This window comes from Mesorhizobium sp. M0830, assembly GCF_040319965.1.
Classification (GTDB): domain Bacteria; phylum Pseudomonadota; class Alphaproteobacteria; order Rhizobiales; family Rhizobiaceae; genus Mesorhizobium.
On record NZ_JAMYOR010000093.1, the window covers coordinates 1 to 18,928 of the forward strand.

An 18,928-nucleotide genomic window follows, 5' to 3' on the forward strand; every position below is an offset into this window, starting at 1 on the left:
ATCCATGCCCGCGATTACCCGCCGTACTCTTCTCGCGCTTACCGGCGCAGCGGTTGCCGTCGACCCCGCTGGCGAAAATACATCGGACAGCATCCGCCCATCTCTGCGCCCTTCCACGGTGGTGCTATGGTCCAGCATGATCGGTAGCGAGGAGGACGTAATCCATGCCCGCGATTACCCGCCGTACTCTTCTCGCGCTTACCGGCGCAGCGGTTGCCGTCGACCCCGCTGGCGAAAATACATCGCCGAAGCTACAGGCTCTGATCGCGGCACATCAGGCGGCCTATGCCGATTTCCACCGTGTTCATCGAATGGGAAGCAGCAGGGACCAGCGCTCGCGGGCCGATAAGATCGAGCAGGGGGCGCTCCTGGGCGTCTGCTCATATCTTGTGATCAGCCGAGATGACCGTCGGACCAAGGCGAAATATCTGCTCACCGTCGAGGCTCGCGGCGAACTCGATCTGGAAGAACACGTTCAGGCTATCCTGCACTCGATGCTGTCCTGTTGATGTGGGGTGCTGGCTGCATGGTCCCACGAAAGGCGTGCGCGGACTTTGAGTTCGGAGCTTTTTGGCTCGTTCGCAGCGACGTTGTGCTGAAGCTGCGATCACAATGGATCGCCTTCAGCTTTCTTGCCCTTCCGAGACGGCACGTTCCCTTCGAGCTTTTTCGCTTCCGCATCAAGGCGGCTGCGGCGAGATGGTGCTACAAACGCCTCAAACACAAAGTGTTCCAAGATTTCTGCCAAGGTTTCCAGTTCTTTGGGCTTTGGTTTCCATCCGCGATGCACTGACGCGCTACCGGCATCCACCAACAGTGCTAAACGGTCCTTATCGAGGCCGCCGATCTTCTTGCGCTGAACCAACTCGTCCAATTTTTTGCTGAAAGACAGGTCGCCGCCGATCCCGAGGAGGATTGCAGCCACATCAAAGCATGTACGCATGCCGATTGCCGCTAGAATGGGAAGGTCAGCGTCGAGAGCCCCATAGACTTCGCTGATAGCCTGCTCCAGTTGATCTGCGTTTCCAATGTGCACACCGAAATCACCCAACCATTCCGGTTTGGGCCTTTTCGACGGCGCAGGCCAATACGAGATCTGACTTTCCGCAACGGCTTCCTAGTCGATCTTCCGCCGTGGGCAGGCGGCGACGCCGACAAACTCGTCGCCCGCGAACTCAAGCTGTGGCTCAAACGGCGCGTTCGGCGTGATGTGAAGGAGATTGCCGCAGACTACAGCAGCAGGTTCGGACTTGCTCCTCGCTCGATCCGCGTCGCCGATTTCGCAAACGGCTGGGGATCATGCGGCGCTGAGGGTAACATCCTCATCAACTGGCATCTCGTTTTCGCTCCGAAGAAGGTGCTGGAGTACGTCATCGCCCACGAAGTTGCCCATCTCCGGCATCGCTCGCACGGTCCTCCGTTCTGGGATTTCCTGCGAACGATTGCGCCTGACTTCGAGGCATCCAAGGCATGGCTGGACGCCAATGGTTGGCATCGAAAACGACGTCCAACCATGGTTTAAAGGTGCAGCCAAAGGTGCAGGCTGTCGAGCGAGCCTTCCAAAAAGCTCAATAAGACCAAATTCTTAGCTTGTCTATATGGCGGAGAGGGAGGGATTCGAACCCCCGATGGGCTTGCACCCATGCCGCATTTCGAGTGCGGTGCATTCGACCACTCTGCCACCTCTCCGCGGTCATGGTCGGCCGTTGCCGGCGCGGCGCACTAGATAACGGCTGAACGGGCAGGTTACAAGGCCAAATCCGTGAGTTATTTGGCTTGCCAGACAAGCGGCGGATTAACACTGGCGTTTGCGGGCGAGCCCACACGGATTTCCGTCATCCTCGCCTGCAGGCGATGGTAACGTGCGCGGTCCTTCGGGCACGGCCGGTCCGTGCCCGCCAACGACAGTCTCGGCAAACGAGGCGGCTGTCTGCCTTGACTCGCACTCAACCTTCGGTTAGGGACAGCGCGCAATCGGCGTGGAGGGTTCTTCCGCGCCGCTTGTTTTTTGAACCCGCAGACTGACAAAAAGACGGCCGAACCGCCAGAGGCGGTTCATCAAGGCCGACCGAACAGCGAAAGGCAAAAAATGTTCGCAGTCATTAAAACGGGTGGCAAGCAGTATCGCGTTGCCGCCAACGATCTCCTGAAGATCGAAAAAGTCGAAGCCGCGGTCGGCGATATGGTCGAGATCGGCCATGTTCTCGCGCATGGCGAGGGCGAAAATGTCACGTTCGGCGCGCCGTTCGTCGATGGCGCGGTGGTTACCGCCGAAGTCGTAGAGCAGGGCAAGAACCGCACCGTCATCGCCTTCAAGAAGCGCCGCCGGCAGAATTCGCGCCGCAAGATCGGCCATCGCCAGCTTCTGACCACCGTGCGGATCTCCGAGATCCTGCTGGGTGGCGCCAAGCCGACCAAGACGGCAGCGGTCAAGGCGCCGAAGAAGGAAGCCAAGGCAGAGGCAGCCACGGAAGCGAAGGCGGAAGCCGCGTCGAAGAAGGAGCCCAAGGCCAAGGCAGCCGAGACAAAGGCAGCCGAGACCGCGGCGGCACCGCTGTTCAAGGCGCCGAAGGGCGAGCCGGACGATCTGACCGTGATCAAGGGCATCGGCCCGGTCGCAGCCAAGGATCTCGCCGAGCAGGGCATCATCACCTTCGCCCAGCTCGCCAAGCTGACCGACAAGGATGTCGCCAAGATCGACGAGCACATGCCCTTCAGCGCCGACCAGATCAAGGACTGGCGCGAGCAGGCCAAGGAATTGGCGGCGAAGTGATTTTTCTGGCGATTAGCTCGCCGGATCGGACTTGAAACGGAACGCGAACGCGTTCATAACGCCTTTTAGGCGCCTTGCGGCGCAACGGAGTTAGTTAGATGGCACACAAGAAAGCTGGCGGCTCGTCGCGCAACGGTCGCGACTCGCATTCCAAGCGTCTGGGCGTGAAGAAGTTCGGCGGCGAAGCCGTCATCCCGGGCAACATCATCATTCGTCAACGCGGCACCACGTGGCATCCCGGCGTCAATGTCGGCATGGGTACTGACCACACGCTTTTTGCGCTCGAGACCGGCGCCGTGACGTTCAACAAAAAAGCCAACGGCCGAACCTACGTATCGGTCAACCCGATTACCAAAGCCGCGGAGTAGCCGGTTCCGCACTAGAACACCGGCGCCCATCTCGGGACCGGTGTCTGGCAAAGCCAGGAAAAGGATCAGGGGAGATGGGTTTCCATCTCCCTTTTTTCTTGTGCCTGGAGGACTTCAAATGGTTGCCGAAGCGGAAGACTCAGAAGACGAAAGTTACGCGATAGACTGCCCGGTGCTGGTCACCGAGCGACTGGTGATGCGGGCGCCGCACGAAGGCGACATCGCGCAGTTGGTCGAGCTTGCCGACAACCGTCATGTCGCCGAAATGCTGGCCCGCATGCCGCACCCTTATGGCGAGGCCGAGGCGCGCGCCTTCCTCGCCATGACCAAGTCGCGCCGGGCCGGCATCGCCTATGCCTTGACTCTGGCCGGCACCGACACGTTCGTCGGTTGCGCGGGTCTCAACACCACCGATCGCGGACTGGAACTCGGCTACTGGATCGGCGAGCCCTATTGGAAGAAGGGCTATGCGACCGAAGCAGCGCATGCGCTGGTCGACCTCGCCTTCCAGAGGACGTCGATCCAGGTGCTGCATGCCTCGACGCGGGTGATCAATCCGGCATCGCGCCGCGTCATCCACAAGTGCGGGTTCCAGTATGCTGGCCAGGGCATGCTGAACTCGATCGTCGCCGGCCAGGTGCCGGTCGAGCGCTACCGGCTCGACAGGAAGACCTGGACCAGCCTGCGGAACTGGGTGCATTTTTGATGTGTGCCGATATTCAGGTGAGACCGGCCTGCGAATAGCGGCTTCCTGCGCTTCCGGTGCTCGCGTACGAGAAGTACGCTCCGCTCCGGTTCTCGGAAGCCACTATTCTCGGCTCGGCCTGACCTGAATCTCGACACACATCGGGTACGGCGCGAGACCAATGGGGGTCGAACTTTAGTCAGCCCAGTTCGACCCACACCGGCAGATGGTCCGAGCCGACGGCCTTTCGATCGACCCACAGGCGCTTGAGGGATTTGGCGAGCGAAGCGCTGGTGAAGATGTAGTCGATGCGCTTGTGGCGGTTGGGGTCAGTGGGTTGTTTGGGGTCGACCCAGCTGACGAGATCGTCGGCGCCGGCGTTCAGGCGCAAGGCGGCATCGACGGCGAAGTCGGCGGTCAGCGGCATGCCGAATTCGTGGTCGGGCCGGCCGGCGAGTTCGACATATTCGGGCGAGCCGGCCAGCATGTTGAAATCGCCCATGCCGACAAAGGCTTCGGGATGCGGCAATTCCGGCAGGCCGATCTCTGCGACGCCGGACAGAGCGCCGCCTTCGAGTGCATAGTTCAGCAGGCGCCGGCGCAGGAACTGGATCTGCCTGGCGCGTTCGACCGGGCTGCGGTGATCGAGATGGATGGAATAGAAGCGGATGAAACCCAGCGGCGTCTCGATCAGCGCTTCCAGCGCCCCACGCTGGAAGTTCATCATCTCGAAGCTGCGGCTGCGCGGCAAAAGCAGGTTGCGCGACAGATGAATTGGCGTCTTCGACAGCATCATATTGCCGAGCTGGAAGGTCTTGGTGATAGCGCGACCGTTCTCGACGCGCGACCCGATATTGGCCTCGAAATTGCTGCCATAGACGGCGAAATAATCGGGCAGCGCCTCGCCGATCTCGGCGACCATGTCGCGGCCGCCGTTCCTGGGGTTGTTGCGGGTCACCTCCTGCAGAGCGATCACATCGGCGCCGCGCACGGCGTCAGCGATGCGGCCGAGTTCGTACTGCCCGTCGAGACCGATGCCGTACTGGATGTTGTACGTTACAAGCTTCATTCCAACGTCTCTCCGGCCGATCCCGCCCGGCCATTGTCATAAAACGGCCTCGCCCTTCGCCCCGCCTTGGTTTAGAGCAAGGCCCAAGGTTTAGAGCAATGCCGCAAAGCCACTAGTAGAAACTGCGAAATCCCATGAAATTTCTCGATCAAGCCAAAGTCTACATACGCTCCGGTGACGGCGGCGCCGGTTCGGTGTCGTTCCGGCGCGAAAAATTCATCGAGTTCGGCGGGCCGGACGGCGGCGATGGCGGCCGTGGCGGCGATGTCTGGGTGGAGGCGGTCGACGGGCTGAACACGCTGATCGACTATCGCTACCAGCAGCATTTCAAGGCCAAGACCGGCGTCCATGGCATGGGCCGCAACATGACCGGTGCCAAGGGTGCCGACGTCACGCTGAAAGTGCCGGCCGGAACGCAGGTGTTCGAGGAAGATAACGAGACGCTGATCTGCGATCTGACCGTGGTCGGCCAGCGCTTTCTGCTTGCCAAGGGCGGCAATGGCGGTTTCGGCAACCAGCATTTCAAGACCTCGACCAACCAGGCGCCGCGCCGCGCCAATCCCGGCCTGCCGGGCGAAGAGCTCAACATTTGGCTGCGGCTGAAGCTGATCGCCGATGCCGGGCTGGTCGGGCTGCCGAATGCCGGCAAGTCGACATTCCTCGCCGCCGTCACCGCGGCCAAGCCGAAGATCGCCGACTATCCGTTCACGACGCTGCATCCCGGTCTTGGCGTTGCCCGCATCGATGCGCGCGAGTTCGTCATCGCCGACATTCCAGGCCTCATCGAAGGGGCGCATGAGGGCGTCGGCATCGGCGACCGCTTCCTCGGCCATGTCGAGCGCACGCGCGTGCTGCTGCATCTGGTCTCGGCCCAGGAGGAAGATCCCGGCAAGGCCTACAAGACCGTGCGCGCCGAACTCGAGGCCTATGGCCATGGCCTGGCAGACAAGATCGAGATCGTCGCGCTTTCCCAGGTCGACACGCTCGACGCCGAGGCACGCAAGAAGAAGCTGGCCTCGCTGAAGCGCGCCGCCGGCCGCGCGCCGATGCTGTTGTCGGCGGTTACCGGCGAAGGGGTCGAGGCGGTGCTGCGGGCGCTGATGTCGGTGGTGGCCGAGGCGCGTGAGCGGATCGCCGCGCCAATCGAGACGCGCTGGGAAAAATAGGTCATGCAGTCGCTGAAAAAATATCGGCGCATCACCGTCAAGATCGGCTCGGCGCTGCTCGTCGACCGTACGATGGGCCTGAAGCGCGACTGGCTGGCCTCGCTCGCCGACGATATTGCCTTGCTGGCCCAAGGCGGCGCAGAAATCCTCGTCGTTTCCTCCGGCGCCATCGCACTTGGCCGCACCATCCTTGGCCTCGGCAAACGTGCCCTGAAGCTCGAGGAAAGCCAGGCCGCGGCAGCGGTGGGGCAGATCGCTCTGGCCGGCGCCTGGTCGGATGCGCTTGGCAAGGGCAATCTGAAATCGGGCCAGATCCTGCTGACGCTCGGCGACACCGAGGAACGCCGCCGCTATCTCAACGCGCGGGCGACGATCTCGACGCTGCTCAAGATGAAGGCGGTGCCGGTCATCAACGAGAACGACACGGTGGCCACCTCCGAAATCCGCTATGGCGACAATGACCGGCTGGCGGCTCGCGTCGCCACCATGATGGGCGCCGATCTTTTGGTGCTGCTTTCCGACATTGACGGGCTTTACACGGCGCCGCCGGCGCGCGATCCCCATGCAAAGTTCATTCCGGTGGTCGATCGGATCACATCGGACATCGAAGCGATGGCGGGGGCTGCTGCTTCAGAGCTGTCGCGCGGCGGCATGCGGACGAAGCTCGATGCCGGCAAGATCGCCACCGCCGCCGGCACGGCAATGATCATCACGTCTGGCACGCGGCTGTCGCCGCTGATGGCGATCGAACGCGGCGAGCGCGCCACCTTCTTCCGGCCGAGCAGCAACCCGGTCAAGGGCTACAAGACCTGGATCGCCGGCCAGCTCGAACCGGCCGGCCGGCTGACGGTCGATGCCGGCGCCATTGGCGCGCTTCTGTCGGGCAAGTCGCTGCTGCCGGCCGGCGTCAAGCTGGTCAGCGGCAATTTCTCGCGCGGCGACACGGTGGCGATCCTGTCTCCCGAAGGCCGCGAGATCGCGCGCGGGCTGGTTGCCTATGATGCCGGCGATGCCGTAAGGATCGCTGGGCTGAAGACGGCCGAGATCGAAACCGTGCTCGGCTACGAAGCGCGGTCCGCGATGATCCATCGAGACGACCTTGTGGTGAGCCATTCAAGCGACCAAGTAGGAGCCAGTAACCAAGTGCTGGCCGGTGGCGATGTAAGCGGAGGATGAGCATGCTGAAGCTGCATGAAAAATCCGGGGATGACACCGTCGCGCTGATGGCCGATATCGGCCGCCGCGCCCGCGCTGCCGCCCGACCGCTGGCGATTGCCACGACCGCCGCCAAGAACGCCGCACTCCTCGCCATGGCCGATGCGATCGTCGCTCGTCAGCAGGAGATTCTCGACGCCAACGCCATCGACGTCTCGAATGGTCGGGAATCCGGGCTTTCTGGCTCCTTCATGGACCGGCTGAAGCTCAATCCGGCGCGCATTCTAGCCATGGCAGAAGGCATGAGGGAGATCGCTGCTCTGCGCGATCCGGTCGGCGACGTGGTCGCGCAATGGGACCGGCCGAACGGCCTGCATATCGAGCGCGTGCGCACGCCGCTCGGCGTCATCGGCGTCATCTACGAGAGCCGGCCGAACGTCACGGCGGATGCCGGTGCACTGTGTCTCAAGGCCGGCAATCCGGTGATTCTGCGCGGCGGCTCGGATTCGCTGAATTCTTCGGCCGCCATCCATGCCTGCCTGGTCGAAGGGCTGAGGAAAGCCGGCTTGCCGGAAGACGCCATCCAACTGGTGCCGACCACTGACCGCGCTGCTGTCGGCGAGATGCTGAAGGGCTTGAGCGGTACACTCGACGTCATCATCCCGCGCGGCGGCAAAAGCCTTGTCGGGCGGGTGCAGAACGAGGCCCGGGTGCCGGTCTTCGCGCATCTCGAAGGCATCTGCCATCTCTACATCGACCGCTCGGCCAAGCTCGACATGGCGGTGCGGATTGCCGTCAATGCGAAGATGCGGCGCACCGGCGTTTGCGGCGCCGCCGAAACGCTGCTGATCGACCGCGCAGTTGCCTCCACGCATCTGGTACCGATCCTCGACGCACTTCGCGCCGCCGGCTGCGAAATCCATGCCGATGCCGAAGTGCTGAAGATATTCTCCGATGCCAAGCCTGCCACTGACCTCGACTGGGTGACCGAATATCTCGACGCCATCATCGCGGTGAAGCTGGTCGACGGGATCGATGGTGCGGTCGAACACATCGAGACGTTCTCCTCACATCACACCGAGGCGATCGTCGCCGAGGATGCGCAGGCGGTAGAGCGGTTCTTCAACGAGATCGATTCGGCGATCCTGCTGCACAACGCCTCGACGCAGTTCGCCGACGGCGGCGAGTTCGGCATGGGCGCCGAGATCGGTATCGCCACCGGCAAGATGCACGCGCGCGGACCGGTCGGCGTCGAGCAGCTGACCTCGTTCAAATACCGCGTGCGCGGATCCGGACAGGTGAGGCCTTGACGTCTTTCATCGATAGAGCTTGAGGCGGTTGCGCGCGTCTACCCCCCTCTGTCCTGCCGGACATCTCCCCCTCAAGGGGGGAGATCGGCTGACATTTCTCGCTTCGCTAGTCGCCGTCGATGCAGAATTCGCACTGCCAATGAAGCTACCAATCTCCCCCCTTGAGGGGGAGATGTCCGGCAGGACAGAGGGGGGCGCCTAGCGCAATGCTATCTCCTTCCCCACCCGCAATCCCCTCCCACTATCTCAAAATGCCGCATGCCGAAAAAGGGCTGGCCGTCGGCCTGTTCGGCGGCTCGTTCAATCCGCCGCATGCGGGCCACGCGCTGGTTGCCGAGATTGCGCTCCGGCGCCTGGCGCTCGACCAGCTCTGGTGGATGGTGACGCCCGGCAACCCGCTGAAGAGCACGGGCGAGCTGGCGCCGCTCAGCGAACGGCTGCAACTGTCCGAGCAGATCGCCAAGAACCCCAAGATCAAGGTCACCGCTTTCGAGGCGGCGCATCATGTGCGCTACACCGCCGACGCGCTGGCGCTGGTCAAGGCGCGCAATCCGGGCGTCGACTTCGTCTGGATCATGGGTGCGGATAGTTTGCGCGATTTCCATCGCTGGCAGCGCTGGCGCGAGATCGTCATGACCTTCCCGATCGCCGTCGTCGACCGCCCGGGCGCGACGCTGTCATTCCTGTCGTCTGTCGTCGCCAAGACCTTCGACTACGCCCGCGTCGACGAAGGGGATGCGCCGAGGCTTGCCCGCATGAAGGCGCCGGCCTGGACCTTCATTCACGGCCCGCGTTCGTCGCTATCGTCGAGCGCGATCCGCAAGCTGGCGAAGGGATGAGTCGCACACCCTGTCATGTCGCTCTTATCGCTCCCTTTGCCCGTTTCATGGGCAATCCTGAGCAGGCAGCCGATCATTGCCGGCGGGCCTCCGGCGCCGGCGCTTCCGGTGGCGGCCGCGGAATCGATATGCCTTCCGAATCGAATTGCTGCTTGGCACGCTTGGTGAGGTCGGTTTGGGTGGCGAAGAAGTCCGCCGAAGATGTCCAGTAGCGCAAGGCAATCGACACGGTGCTGTCGCCCAATGTCGCGACGAAAGCGATCGGCGCCGGGTCACGCTTCACCCGCCGGTCGGAGCCGGCAATGGCGAGCAAGGTCTTCTGGGCGCGGTCGATGTCGTTCCAGGAGCCGATGGAGAGTGTGATGTCGCTGCGACGCACACCATTGCGGGTGAAGTTGCGCACTGGCTGATTCCACAGCGTCGAATTGGGCGCCAGGATATAGACGCCTTCGGCGGTCCTGAGCTTGGTCGCGAACAGGCCGATCTCCTCGATCGTGCCGGCAATCGAACCGACCTCGACGGATTCGCCGATGCGGAACGGCCGCAGTGCCAGAAGCATGATGCCGGCGGCGATGTTCTGCAGCGTGCCTTGCAACGCCAGGCCGATGGCCAGGCCGATGGCGCCGATAGCGGCGATGATCGACGCCGTCTGCACGCCGAATTGGCCAAGCACCATGATGGTGACGAGGATCAGGATGGCATAGCGGACGATCTTGGAGAAGAAATGCCGCAGCGTTTGGTCGAATCCATGGATATGGCCGAGGCCGGCGAAGATCGAACGTTCGGCAAGCCCAGCGATGATGTAGCCGACAACCAAAAGGATGACGGCGCCGATGGCCGAGAATGAGTATGAAACGATCAGCGTGCTCAGTTGCGCGAGGCCGGTCTGGACGGCGGCAAGTGTGTTTTGCGGGTCGATCGGCATGTTGAGAATCCGGTTGGTCGGTCAGCCGATAACCCGTGCGGGAAGCGAGGGTTCCGATCTTTTCCGGCGTGCGGCGGAACCACAGGACCGAGAATACGTTCGTGCCAGGCAGGTCGCGTCTTGAAACTGTAAGGGAACTCTGCCTATCTAAGTGGCGTCACCTGCTTTTAAGGGTGATTTGGTTGTTCTTGCTGCGAAAGGAAATACACTGAGAACAGCACTGCGGAAGAAGGCCGATATCATGCCTTCGCCGGCCAGGATCAGCGTAGACGACGCCGTGTCCCGTGCCATCAAGACAGTCCTTGCCAGTCTGGAAGACTCCAAGGCCGAAAACATTGTCTCCATCGACATCCAGGGAAAATCGAGTCTGGGCGACTACATGGTCGTCGCTTCGGGCCGATCGCACCGTCATGTCTCGGCTGTCGCCGATCATCTTCTCAAAGCGCTCAAGGATGCCGGGCTCGGCATGGCGCGCGTCGAGGGTTTGGCAGGTGCCGACTGGGTCCTGATCGATTCGGGCGACATCATCGTTCATGTCTTCCGCCCCGAGGTCCGCGAATTCTACAATCTTGAAAAGATGTGGCAGGCGCCGGATCTCGAGGAAGAGACCCTCCACTAAGCCGTCTTTGTTTTGATGCATGTCATCGCATGCATCAGCGGCTTATAGGGGCAAGGATGAAGATATCAGTTCATGCCGTGGGCCGGATGAAAGCCGGCCCCGAGAAGTTGCTCGCCGATCGCTATTTCGAGCGCTTCGCCAAGAGCGGCCCGGCGGTGGGACTTGAATTCGCCGGCATTGCCGAGATCGCCGAAGGTCGCGGTCAGACCGCCAACGAGCGGCGGCGCGAGGAAGGCCAAAAGCTGCAGACGCAGTTGCAGCCCGGCACCGCACTGATCTTGCTCGACGAACGCGGCAAGAGCTTTTCCTCGGAAGATTTCGCCGGCCGCCTCGGCCTGCTGCGTGACGGTGGCCGCAAGGCGCTGATCATCGCCATCGGCGGCGCCGACGGCCACGACCAGTCGCTGCGCGATCAGGCCGAATTGGTGATGTCGTTCGGATTGCTGACCTGGCCGCATCAATTGGTGCGGGTGATGCTGGGAGAGCAGCTATATCGGGTGGCAACCATCCTTTCGGGACATCCGTATCATCGCTCGTAAACCGGTGGGTTGGCGCGACTCACCCGGATTTCCGCCCCAATGCCGTGCAAGACTGGCTTTTGGTATTTTGCATTTCGCATTCCGAGATCTGACCACTTTGGGCGGCATGCATTCGGAAACGGACCCTTTCAAACATGGTTGATGGTTCGTTAACGAAGCCGCAGATAGAGTCGACACCGAATGTCTGAAGGCTGGAAATCGAGAACGGGCTCATGGCGCGCGCGTTGCGGCATCGCGGCGGCGGCGCTTGTCTTGTCGCTGCATGCGGGACGGGCCGAGAACACGCTCGACATGGCTCCCGATCCTGACCAGAGCCGCGCCGAATACGAACGGGTATCGAAGGAGATCACGCTGTCGTCGGAACGATTGGCCAAGCTCTCCGCCGACATCGCGACCATCAAGAAGGATCACGCTTCGATCACTGCAGCCCTGATCCAGTCGGCGATGACCGAGCAGAAGCTCGGCCAGGACATAGAGGACATAGGCGCAAGGCTGGAAGGGCTGAAGGGTCAGGAGCAGAAGATCCGCGTCTCGCTTGCGTCTCGGCGCGACGTGTTGGCCGAAGTGCTGGGCGCGCTGCAGCGCATGGGGCTGAACCCACCGCCGGCGATCCTGGTCAAACCGGAGGACGCGCTGTCGTCGGTGCGCAGCGCCATCCTGCTTGGCGCCGTGGTGCCGGAACTGCGTCAGCGGACCGATGGCCTGTTGGCCGATCTCAAGGAGCAGACCAAGGTCACCGCTTCGATCGAGGCGGAGCGAGCGCGGCTGACGGCGGCGGTCGGCGACCAGGTGGCGGAAAAGAAGCGACTTGGCATGCTGCTGGAAGCCAAGCAGAAGCTCGAAGCCGACACGCAAACGCAAATGGCGGCTGAAAAGCAGCGATCCGAGGCGCTGGCGGCCAAGGCCGGCAGCTTGAAGGAATTGATCGCGTCGCTCGAAGCGCAGCAGGCCGACAAGACCCGCAAGGCTGCCGATGCGGCAAAGGCCGCCGAGCAGAAGACGGCGGACGCCGACAAGACGTCAACGCCGGCGGAACCGGCGTCGCTGCCGGTGCCGGAAGGCAACCGGCTTGCCGCCGCGGCGCCTTTTTCAGCGTTGCAGGGACAGATCGCGCTGCCGGTGACCGGCCGCATCCAAAGGCGATTCGGCACCGATGACGGTAACGGCGCGATGATGCTTGGCGACATGGTTGCGACACAATCGGGAGCCATCGTTACCGCGCCGGCGGATGGAAATGTGCTTTATGCGGGGCCGTTTCGCTCTTATGGTCAACTCTTGATCCTTAACGCAGGCGACGGCTATCATGTCGTTTTGGCGGGGATGAGCAGAATCAGCGTCGCGACCGGTCAATCAGTGCTCGCAGGAGAGCCGATCGGCGCGATGGGAGAAGCCAGGGTGGCGAGCACCTCGGTTTCGAAGAATGGAAATGCCACGCCGGAGCTCTATGTTGAGTTTCGCAAGGATGGAAAACCCGTCGATCCGGCCCCATGGTGGGCGGACCGTTTATCTGGAAGGACGTGAATAATGCGGAAACTGTCGCTTCTGTTTGCCGGTGCGCTGATGGGCGCGTCCGCGATGAGCCTTGTTTATGGTACGCCCGGCTCGGCGGCGAACGCTGCAGGGTCGGAGACCTACAAGCAATTGGCGATCTTCGGCGACATCTTCGAGCGGGTGCGGGCACAGTATGTGACGCCGCCCGACGATAAGTCGCTGGTCGAGAACGCCATCAACGGCATGCTCGCCTCGCTTGACCCGCACTCCTCCTACATGAACGCCGAGCAGGCGCAGGATATGCGCGTCCAGACCAAGGGCGAGTTCGGCGGCCTCGGCATCGAGGTCACCATGGAGAACGATCTGGTCAAGGTGATCACGCCGATCGACGACACACCGGCCGCCAAGGCAGGCGTGCTGGCCGGCGACTACATTGCCAAGATCGACGGCGAAGAGGTTCGCGGTCTGACCCTCAACGACGCAGTCGACAAGATGCGCGGCCTGGTCAACACGCCGATCAAGCTCACCATCCTGCGCCAGGGCGCCGACAAGCCGATCGAACTGACGGTCGTGCGCGACATCATCAAGGTCAAGGCGGTCAAGTTCCGGGTCGAAAACGACATCGGCTACATGAAGATCACCTCCTTCACCGAAAAGACGTATGACGACCTCGAGAACGCCATCGACACGATCAAGAAGCAGGTGCCGGACAACAAGCTCAAGGGTTACGTTCTCGATCTCCGCCTCAATCCGGGTGGTCTGCTCGACCAGGCGGTGAGCGTGTCCGATGCTTTCCTCAACCGTGGCGAGATCGTCTCGACGCGCGGTCGTGATCCCAAGGACGTCACTCGCTTCGACGCCAAGCCCAAGCAGGTCGACGACATCAACGGCAAGCCGATGATCGTCCTGGTCAATGGCGGTTCGGCAAGCGCGTCGGAAATCGTCGCTGGTGCGTTGCAGGACCTGCGCCGTGTCACGGTGGTCGGCACGCAGTCCTTCGGCAAGGGTTCGGTGCAGACGATCATTCCGCTCGGCGAGAATGGCGCACTCAGGCTGACGACGGCGCTCTATTACACGCCGTCCGGCAAATCGATCCAAGGCAAGGGCATTACGCCCGACATCAAGGTCGATCAGCCGCTGCCGCCGGAACTGCAGGGCAGGGACCTGACGCGCGGCGAATCCGATCTCAAGGGCCATATCAAGGGCGCCGACGAGAGCAAGACCGGTTCGGGCTCGGCGGCCTATGTGCCGCCGGATCCGAAGGACGATCTGCAGCTCATCTATGCCGAGCAGCTGCTGCGCGGCCAGAAGACCGATCCGTCCTTCCCGCCCAATCCGCAGAAGGCCGTTCTCAACCAGTAAGCGGTGCTGCCGACAACAGGTCTGGCTGCCCGATGGAAGCAATGCGATGCTGCCGGGACCGAAAGGTTCCGGCAGTTTGATTCGGGGGCAAGGCAAAGCCCCAACACGGCGACAGGGGTGCGCCAGGATTATGAATTCGCGCATGTCTTTTCGAAACGCTTTCGTCTTCGAAGCCATGCTCCCGGGGATTAGGCTTGGCTGACATAGGCAAGGACATCGAACGCCCGCTTGGACAGGCTGCCCGGTCGCCGCGCGCCGCCGGCAAGGTCAGCGGCGGCACGATCTTGGCGGCCTTGGCCGCGCTGGCTGTGGTCGGCCTCTCCGGCGCGATCGCGCTCAGGGAAAAGCCGTTTCGAAGGCCGCAAGAGGTTGCCGTTTCGACGCCGAAAGTAGCAGCGGTGGCCGAACCCGCTGCCGTGCCGGCCGCACTGGCCCCGGTGGCGACGCCAAAGCCGGACACGCCGGCAAAGACAGGCGGGCCGCAGATCATCCATGTTCAGACGGAAGAGGGCGAAGGCCCGCCCAAGGCGGCGATCGTCATTCACGACCCGTCGACCATCGGCCAGAACCTGAAGATCGCACATATTCCCGACAAGGCGCTGATCGAAGCCAGCGAAACCGGGCCTTTGCCTGCGCGCGCCACCGATGGCCGGCGACCGTTCGATGTCTATGCGCGGCCCTGGTCGGGCGGGCGCGGCGCGCGGGTGGCGATCGTCATCGGCGGGCTCGCGGTTTCGCAGACAGGCACCCAGGCGGCCATCGCCAAGCTGCCGGCGGAAGTCACGCTGGCCTTCGCGCCGCAAGGCAACAGCATCGGCCGCTGGATGCAGGCGGCCCGGCAAAGCGGCCACGAGATCGTCATGCAGGTGCCGCTCGAACCGTTCGACTATCCCAACATCAATCCCGGCCGCAACACGCTGACGGTGGCGGCAAGCGCAGACGAGAATTTGAAGAACCTGCACTGGGCGCTGTCGCGGACGACCAACTACACCGGCGTCATGAACTATATGGGCGCGCGCTTCTCCGCCGATGCGGCGGCGATGGAACCGTTCATGACCGAACTCGGCAAACGCGGCCTCGCCTATATCGATGACGGTTCGTCGGTGCGCAGCCTGGCACCCGACCTGGCGTTGAAGGACGGCGTACCCTTCGTCTCCGGCGACATGGCGATCGATGCGGTGCAGGATCGCGGCGAAATCCTGAAGAAACTGGACAGTCTCGAAGCGACCGCGCGGGCCAAAGGTACTGCCGTCGGCATCGGCTCGGCCTTCGACCTGACGGTCGACACGGTGTCGTCCTGGGTCACCGAGGCCAAGAAGCGCGGCATCGAGATCGTGCCGATTTCAGCGGTGGCGATTGACCCGCAAAAAGGCTAGCGACGTCCTGCGTGGACGACGACCGAAAGACTGATTGATGGCAAAGACAGAAAGAATCGACCGCGAAACGCTGCCGTATCGTCCCTGCGTCGGGCTGATGATCCTCAATGCCGAAGGCCTGGTCTGGGTCGGGCACCGCATTGCGGAACCGGACAGCGAATTTGCCGGCACGACGCAGCTTTGGCAGATGCCGCAAGGCGGCATCGACAAGGGCGAGGAGCCGTTGCAGGCGGCCGAGCGCGAGCTCTATGAAGAGACCGGCATGCGCAGCGTTTCGTTGCTGGCCGAGGCGCCGGACTGGATCAACTATGATTTGCCGAACCATCTCGTCGGCATTGCCTTCAAGGGCCGATATCGCGGGCAGACGCAGAAATGGTTCGCCTTCCGCTTCCATGGCGATACCAGCGAGATCCAGATAAACCCACCACCGGGCGGCCATACCGCCGAATTCGACAAATGGGCATGGCGGCCGATGCGGGACCTGCCCGACCTGATCGTGCCGTTCAAGCGCCATGTCTATGAGGGCGTGGTGGCGGCGTTCCGGCATCTGGTGCAAGAGTAGGGAGTAGGGAGCTGGGTTGAATGCCATGAACGACGCCCCCCAAAGGTCGCTGCCCCAAGAGGTCACCGCCATAAGCGAAGCGGCGGCTGGGGCTGTCCTCACCATCGATCTCGTCGCGATCCGTGAAAACTACCGGCGGCTGAAAGCGCGTTTGGGCGATGTTGGCTGTGCCGGTGTGCTCAAGGCTGACGGCTATGGCCTAGGCGCGAGCCAGGTCGCGGCGGCGCTGCTGCGCGAAGGCTGCGACAACTTCTTCGTCGCGCTTCTGGGGGAAGGCGTCACCTTGCGCCGCTCAATTGGGCCGGGCCCTGCCATCTTCGTGCTGAACGGCATTCCGCCCGGAGCCGAGGCTGATGCAGTGGCGGCAGAGCTTAGCGCCGTCGTCAACAGCGTGGGGCAATTGGCGGCCTGGCGTGCGGCGGCTCGCCGCGCCGGCCGAAAACTCCCGGCCGCGATCCAGGTTGACAGCGGCATGTCGCGGCTCGGCATGGCGCCCGTGGATGTGGAGCACGTTGCCGCCGATCCGCATGCCTTCGACGGCATCGACATCCGTTTCGTGATGAGCCATCTGGCCTGCGCCGACGAGCCGGAGCAGCCGGCCAATGAGCGACAGCGGCTGGCATTCGAGCGGCTGCGCGCACTGTTGCCGAAGGCGCCGGCCTCGCTCGCCAATTCGTCCGGCATCTTCTTGGGACAACGCTTCCACTACGATCTCGCGCGCCCTGGCGCCGCGCTCTACGGCATCAATCCGACACCGGGCAGGCCGAACCCAATGCTGCCCGTGGTGCGGCTGGAGGCCAAGGTCGTCCAGACACGCCTGCTGGAGGCCGGCGTCGGTATCGGCTACGGCCACATGTTCCAAACGACGGCTCCGCTTGCTGCCGCGACGATCTCGCTGGGCTATGCCGATGGCTGGCACCGGCGCGCTGCGTCCGCGGCCTGGTTCGATGGCGCGCGCCTGCCCTTCCTCGGGCGGGTATCGATGGATTCGATCGTTCTCGACATCTCCGCTCTGCCGTCCGGCAGGCTACGCGAGGGTGATCTCGTCGAACTGCTCGGTCCCTCGCAAAGCGTCGACGACGCTGCCGGCCATGCCGGCACCATCGGCTACGAGATACTGACCAGCCTCGGCCCGCGCTTTCATCGGCGATACCTCAATAGCTAACGCTTGGCGTGTAGCCTCTTGGCGGGCGTCACAGAATCCGGCAGACAGAAGATGGCACCGGTTTGGGCGTCGCCGTGGAGTGTTGTACGATGAAGATCATGGTGCTGGGCGGTGGCGTCATAGGGGTGACCACGGCGTTTTTTCTCGCCGAAGCCGGCCACGAGGTGACGGTTCTCGACCGCCAGAAAGGCCCGGCGCTGGAAACCAGCTTCGCCAATGCCGGTGAGATATCGCCCGGCTACGCCTCGCCCTGGGCCGGACCCGGCGTTCCGCTGAAAGCGATCAAATGGCTGCTGATGAAGCATGGCCCGCTGGTGGTGCGGCCGGTCTTCGATCCGCATATGTGGACCTGGCTGATCAAGATGCTGCGCAACTGCACCGCCGAACGATACGCGATCAACAAGGCGCGCATGGTGCCGCTGGCCGAATACAGCCGCGACACGCTGAAGGCGCTGCGCGAAGCGACCGGCCTCGCCTATGACGAGAGGACCCAAGGCACGCTGCAGCTGTTTCGCACGCAAAAACAGCTCGACGGCACCGGCGGCGATGTCGAGGTGCTGAAGAAATATGGCGTGCCTTACGAGATCCTGGACCAGGACGGCTGCATCGCGGCCGAACCTGGTCTGGCCGGGGTGCGCGAAAAGTTCGTCGGCGGCCTCAGGCTACCGCACGACGAGACCGGCGACTGCAAGATGTTCACCGACAGGCTGGCCGAGCTTTGCGTGGCGCGTGGCGTCAAGTTCGAATACGACGTGACGATCTGGCGTGTCATCCGCAGCCGAAACCGCATCGCCAATCTCAGCACCAGCAAGGGCTGGAAATCCGCCGACGCCTATGTGATGGCGATGGGCAGCTATTCGGCGGGTTTCATGCGCCGGGTGAAGCGGCCGATCCCGGTCTATCCGGTCAAGGGCTATTCGATCACAGTGCCGATCAAGGATGCCGCCGCGGCACCGGTGTCGACGGTGATGGACGAAACCTACAAGGTCGCGATCACCAGGCTTGGTGACCGCATCCGGGTCGGCGGTACGGCCGAGATTTCCGGCTTCGACCTCAGGCTGCACGAATCGCGCCGCCGCACGCTGGAGCACTCGGTCGGCGATCTCTTTCCGGGCGCCGGCGCGATGCGGGACGCGACCTTCTGGTGCGGGCTGCGGCCGATGACGCCGGACGGTCCGCCGTTGATCGGCCGCACCGAGTTGTCCAATCTCTATCTCAACACCGGCCACGGCACGCTCGGCTGGACCATGGCCTGCGGCTCGGGCAAGGTGCTGGCCGACATCATCTCGAGTCGGGTGCCGGACATCGATGTCCGCGACCTCGCGCAGGAGCGTTATCTGCGATAGAAGATCAACGACTGCCGGACCCAGTTTTCGTCGAATGGGCGCCATTGGCAGACAAGGTTGGGCGTGTGGTGCTTCGTTCATGCTCGACCGGCCCTAGCCCGGATATCTCACACAGTTGAAGTGCATCGGGGCTCCGAATCAAGGAAAATGCTTCTGCGACAAAGACTTACCTTGAGCA

General features: G+C 62.9%; 20 protein-coding genes and 1 tRNA gene. 17 read left to right on the top strand and 4 right to left on the bottom strand.

All coding sequences use genetic code 11. The annotated features are described in order from the left end of the window. The first annotated feature begins 164 nt into the window (after positions 1-164). The gene (locus tag NKI20_RS31595) at positions 165-509 is read left to right on the top strand and encodes a hypothetical protein (protein WP_352837807.1); all 345 of its coding nucleotides are present in this window, start codon (positions 165-167) and stop codon (positions 507-509) included. Positions 510-607: 98 nt separating this feature from the next. On the opposite strand, the gene NKI20_RS31600 is transcribed toward NKI20_RS31595, so the two are convergent. Continuing rightward, the gene (locus tag NKI20_RS31600; protein ID WP_198032209.1) at positions 608-1,051 is read right to left on the bottom strand and encodes a DUF4145 domain-containing protein; all 444 of its coding nucleotides are present in this window, start codon (positions 1,049-1,051) and stop codon (positions 608-610) included. On the opposite strand from NKI20_RS31600, the gene NKI20_RS31605 reads away from it, so the two are divergent. After that, on the top strand, positions 1,031-1,522 hold the full coding sequence (locus NKI20_RS31605) for a M48 family metallopeptidase (RefSeq protein ID WP_352837809.1): 492 nt from the start codon (positions 1,031-1,033) through the stop codon (positions 1,520-1,522). The genes NKI20_RS31600 and NKI20_RS31605 overlap by 21 nt on opposite strands. 77 nt (positions 1,523-1,599) lie before the next feature. Here NKI20_RS31605 and NKI20_RS31610 read toward each other — a convergent pair. After that, positions 1,600-1,689: transfer RNA gene (locus NKI20_RS31610), tRNA-Ser, on the bottom strand. A gap of 400 nt (positions 1,690-2,089) precedes the next feature. Between NKI20_RS31610 and NKI20_RS31615 the strand changes: the two genes are divergently transcribed. The 3 genes from NKI20_RS31615 to NKI20_RS31625 all read left to right on the top strand — a co-directional run bounded on the left by NKI20_RS31615 (position 2,090) and on the right by NKI20_RS31625 (position 3,847). After that, on the top strand, positions 2,090-2,773 hold the full coding sequence (locus NKI20_RS31615; RefSeq protein WP_023758576.1) for a 50S ribosomal protein L21: 684 nt from the start codon (positions 2,090-2,092) through the stop codon (positions 2,771-2,773). Positions 2,774-2,871: 98 nt separating this feature from the next. Further along, positions 2,872-3,141 (top strand): 50S ribosomal protein L27, encoded by a 270-nt coding sequence (gene rpmA / locus NKI20_RS31620; protein ID WP_015315190.1) that lies wholly within the window; start codon positions 2,872-2,874, stop codon positions 3,139-3,141. Positions 3,142-3,259: 118 nt separating this feature from the next. Continuing rightward, on the top strand, positions 3,260-3,847 hold the full coding sequence (locus NKI20_RS31625) for a GNAT family N-acetyltransferase (RefSeq protein WP_023758577.1): 588 nt from the start codon (positions 3,260-3,262) through the stop codon (positions 3,845-3,847). Positions 3,848-4,025: 178 nt separating this feature from the next. On the opposite strand, the gene NKI20_RS31630 is transcribed toward NKI20_RS31625, so the two are convergent. Continuing rightward, the gene (locus NKI20_RS31630) at positions 4,026-4,895 is read right to left on the bottom strand and encodes an endonuclease/exonuclease/phosphatase family protein (RefSeq protein ID WP_352837810.1); all 870 of its coding nucleotides are present in this window, start codon (positions 4,893-4,895) and stop codon (positions 4,026-4,028) included. 134 nt (positions 4,896-5,029) lie between these two features. On the opposite strand from NKI20_RS31630, the gene obgE reads away from it, so the two are divergent. The 4 genes from obgE to NKI20_RS31650 all read left to right on the top strand — a co-directional run bounded on the left by obgE (position 5,030) and on the right by NKI20_RS31650 (position 9,365). Further along, positions 5,030-6,061, top strand: coding sequence for a GTPase ObgE (gene obgE, locus NKI20_RS31635; RefSeq protein ID WP_352837811.1), 1,032 nt, complete (start codon positions 5,030-5,032; stop codon positions 6,059-6,061). A 3-nt stretch (positions 6,062-6,064) separates the two neighbouring features. After that, complete coding sequence (gene proB / locus NKI20_RS31640; protein WP_352837813.1) at positions 6,065-7,237, top strand: glutamate 5-kinase; 1,173 nt, start codon at positions 6,065-6,067, stop codon at positions 7,235-7,237. A gap of 2 nt (positions 7,238-7,239) precedes the next feature. Next, positions 7,240-8,526 carry a glutamate-5-semialdehyde dehydrogenase gene (locus NKI20_RS31645; RefSeq protein WP_352837815.1) on the top strand — a complete coding sequence of 429 codons (1,287 nt, stop codon included), beginning with the start codon at positions 7,240-7,242 and terminating at the stop codon, positions 8,524-8,526. A 251-nt stretch (positions 8,527-8,777) separates the two neighbouring features. Next, the gene (locus tag NKI20_RS31650; RefSeq protein WP_352837828.1) at positions 8,778-9,365 is read left to right on the top strand and encodes a nicotinate-nucleotide adenylyltransferase; all 588 of its coding nucleotides are present in this window, start codon (positions 8,778-8,780) and stop codon (positions 9,363-9,365) included. A 73-nt stretch (positions 9,366-9,438) separates the two neighbouring features. On the opposite strand, the gene NKI20_RS31655 is transcribed toward NKI20_RS31650, so the two are convergent. Further along, positions 9,439-10,290 (bottom strand): mechanosensitive ion channel family protein, encoded by an 852-nt coding sequence (locus NKI20_RS31655; RefSeq protein ID WP_352605504.1) that lies wholly within the window; start codon positions 10,288-10,290, stop codon positions 9,439-9,441. Between the two features lie 241 nt (positions 10,291-10,531). On the opposite strand from NKI20_RS31655, the gene rsfS reads away from it, so the two are divergent. The 8 genes from rsfS (at position 10,532) to NKI20_RS31695 (ending at position 18,750) form a co-directional block, all read left to right on the top strand. After that, positions 10,532-10,909: a ribosome silencing factor gene (rsfS, locus tag NKI20_RS31660; protein ID WP_023758584.1), complete on the top strand. Its 378-nt coding sequence runs from the start codon at positions 10,532-10,534 to the stop codon at positions 10,907-10,909. Between the two features lie 56 nt (positions 10,910-10,965). Then, positions 10,966-11,448: a 23S rRNA (pseudouridine(1915)-N(3))-methyltransferase RlmH gene (gene rlmH / locus NKI20_RS31665; protein WP_023758585.1), complete on the top strand. Its 483-nt coding sequence runs from the start codon at positions 10,966-10,968 to the stop codon at positions 11,446-11,448. A gap of 180 nt (positions 11,449-11,628) precedes the next feature. Further along, the gene (locus NKI20_RS31670) at positions 11,629-12,969 is read left to right on the top strand and encodes a murein hydrolase activator EnvC family protein (protein ID WP_352837818.1); all 1,341 of its coding nucleotides are present in this window, start codon (positions 11,629-11,631) and stop codon (positions 12,967-12,969) included. Further along, positions 12,970-14,301, top strand: a complete 1,332-nt coding sequence (locus tag NKI20_RS31675) for a S41 family peptidase (RefSeq protein WP_023758587.1) — start codon at positions 12,970-12,972, stop codon at positions 14,299-14,301. A 194-nt stretch (positions 14,302-14,495) separates the two neighbouring features. Further along, positions 14,496-15,677 (top strand): divergent polysaccharide deacetylase family protein, encoded by a 1,182-nt coding sequence (locus NKI20_RS31680; RefSeq protein WP_352837820.1) that lies wholly within the window; start codon positions 14,496-14,498, stop codon positions 15,675-15,677. 37 nt (positions 15,678-15,714) lie between these two features. Further along, entirely contained in the window at positions 15,715-16,239 is a 525-nt protein-coding gene (locus NKI20_RS31685) for an RNA pyrophosphohydrolase (protein ID WP_352837822.1), read from the top strand. A 25-nt stretch (positions 16,240-16,264) separates the two neighbouring features. Then, a complete protein-coding gene (gene alr, locus NKI20_RS31690) occupies positions 16,265-17,404 on the top strand; it encodes an alanine racemase (protein ID WP_352837824.1) in 1,140 nt (379 codons plus the stop codon). 89 nt (positions 17,405-17,493) lie between these two features. Beyond that, on the top strand, positions 17,494-18,750 hold the full coding sequence (locus NKI20_RS31695) for a D-amino acid dehydrogenase (protein WP_352837826.1): 1,257 nt from the start codon (positions 17,494-17,496) through the stop codon (positions 18,748-18,750). The last annotated feature ends 178 nt before the right edge of the window (positions 18,751-18,928 follow it).

What these genes read in the sequence shown, in the direction of transcription:
- NKI20_RS31670 (WP_352837818.1), top strand. Translation starts at nt 11,629, where the DNA reads ATGTCTGAAGGCTGGAAATCGAGAACGGGCTCATGGCGCGCGCGTTGC.
- obgE (WP_352837811.1), top strand. Translation starts at nt 5,030, where the DNA reads ATGAAATTTCTCGATCAAGCCAAAGTCTACATACGCTCCGGTGACGGC.
- NKI20_RS31630 (WP_352837810.1), bottom strand. Translation starts at nt 4,895, where the DNA reads ATGAAGCTTGTAACGTACAACATCCAGTACGGCATCGGTCTCGACGGG.
- NKI20_RS31655 (WP_352605504.1), bottom strand. Translation starts at nt 10,290, where the DNA reads ATGCCGATCGACCCGCAAAACACACTTGCCGCCGTCCAGACCGGCCTC.
- NKI20_RS31595 (WP_352837807.1), top strand. Translation starts at nt 165, where the DNA reads ATGCCCGCGATTACCCGCCGTACTCTTCTCGCGCTTACCGGCGCAGCG.
- rsfS (WP_023758584.1), top strand. Translation starts at nt 10,532, where the DNA reads ATGCCTTCGCCGGCCAGGATCAGCGTAGACGACGCCGTGTCCCGTGCC.
- NKI20_RS31645 (WP_352837815.1), top strand. Translation starts at nt 7,240, where the DNA reads ATGCTGAAGCTGCATGAAAAATCCGGGGATGACACCGTCGCGCTGATG.
- NKI20_RS31650 (WP_352837828.1), top strand. Translation starts at nt 8,778, where the DNA reads ATGCCGCATGCCGAAAAAGGGCTGGCCGTCGGCCTGTTCGGCGGCTCG.
- alr (WP_352837824.1), top strand. Translation starts at nt 16,265, where the DNA reads ATGAACGACGCCCCCCAAAGGTCGCTGCCCCAAGAGGTCACCGCCATA.
- rlmH (WP_023758585.1), top strand. Translation starts at nt 10,966, where the DNA reads ATGAAGATATCAGTTCATGCCGTGGGCCGGATGAAAGCCGGCCCCGAG.
- NKI20_RS31615 (WP_023758576.1), top strand. Translation starts at nt 2,090, where the DNA reads ATGTTCGCAGTCATTAAAACGGGTGGCAAGCAGTATCGCGTTGCCGCC.
- NKI20_RS31695 (WP_352837826.1), top strand. Translation starts at nt 17,494, where the DNA reads ATGAAGATCATGGTGCTGGGCGGTGGCGTCATAGGGGTGACCACGGCG.
- NKI20_RS31685 (WP_352837822.1), top strand. Translation starts at nt 15,715, where the DNA reads ATGGCAAAGACAGAAAGAATCGACCGCGAAACGCTGCCGTATCGTCCC.
- NKI20_RS31625 (WP_023758577.1), top strand. Translation starts at nt 3,260, where the DNA reads ATGGTTGCCGAAGCGGAAGACTCAGAAGACGAAAGTTACGCGATAGAC.
- proB (WP_352837813.1), top strand. Translation starts at nt 6,065, where the DNA reads ATGCAGTCGCTGAAAAAATATCGGCGCATCACCGTCAAGATCGGCTCG.
- rpmA (WP_015315190.1), top strand. Translation starts at nt 2,872, where the DNA reads ATGGCACACAAGAAAGCTGGCGGCTCGTCGCGCAACGGTCGCGACTCG.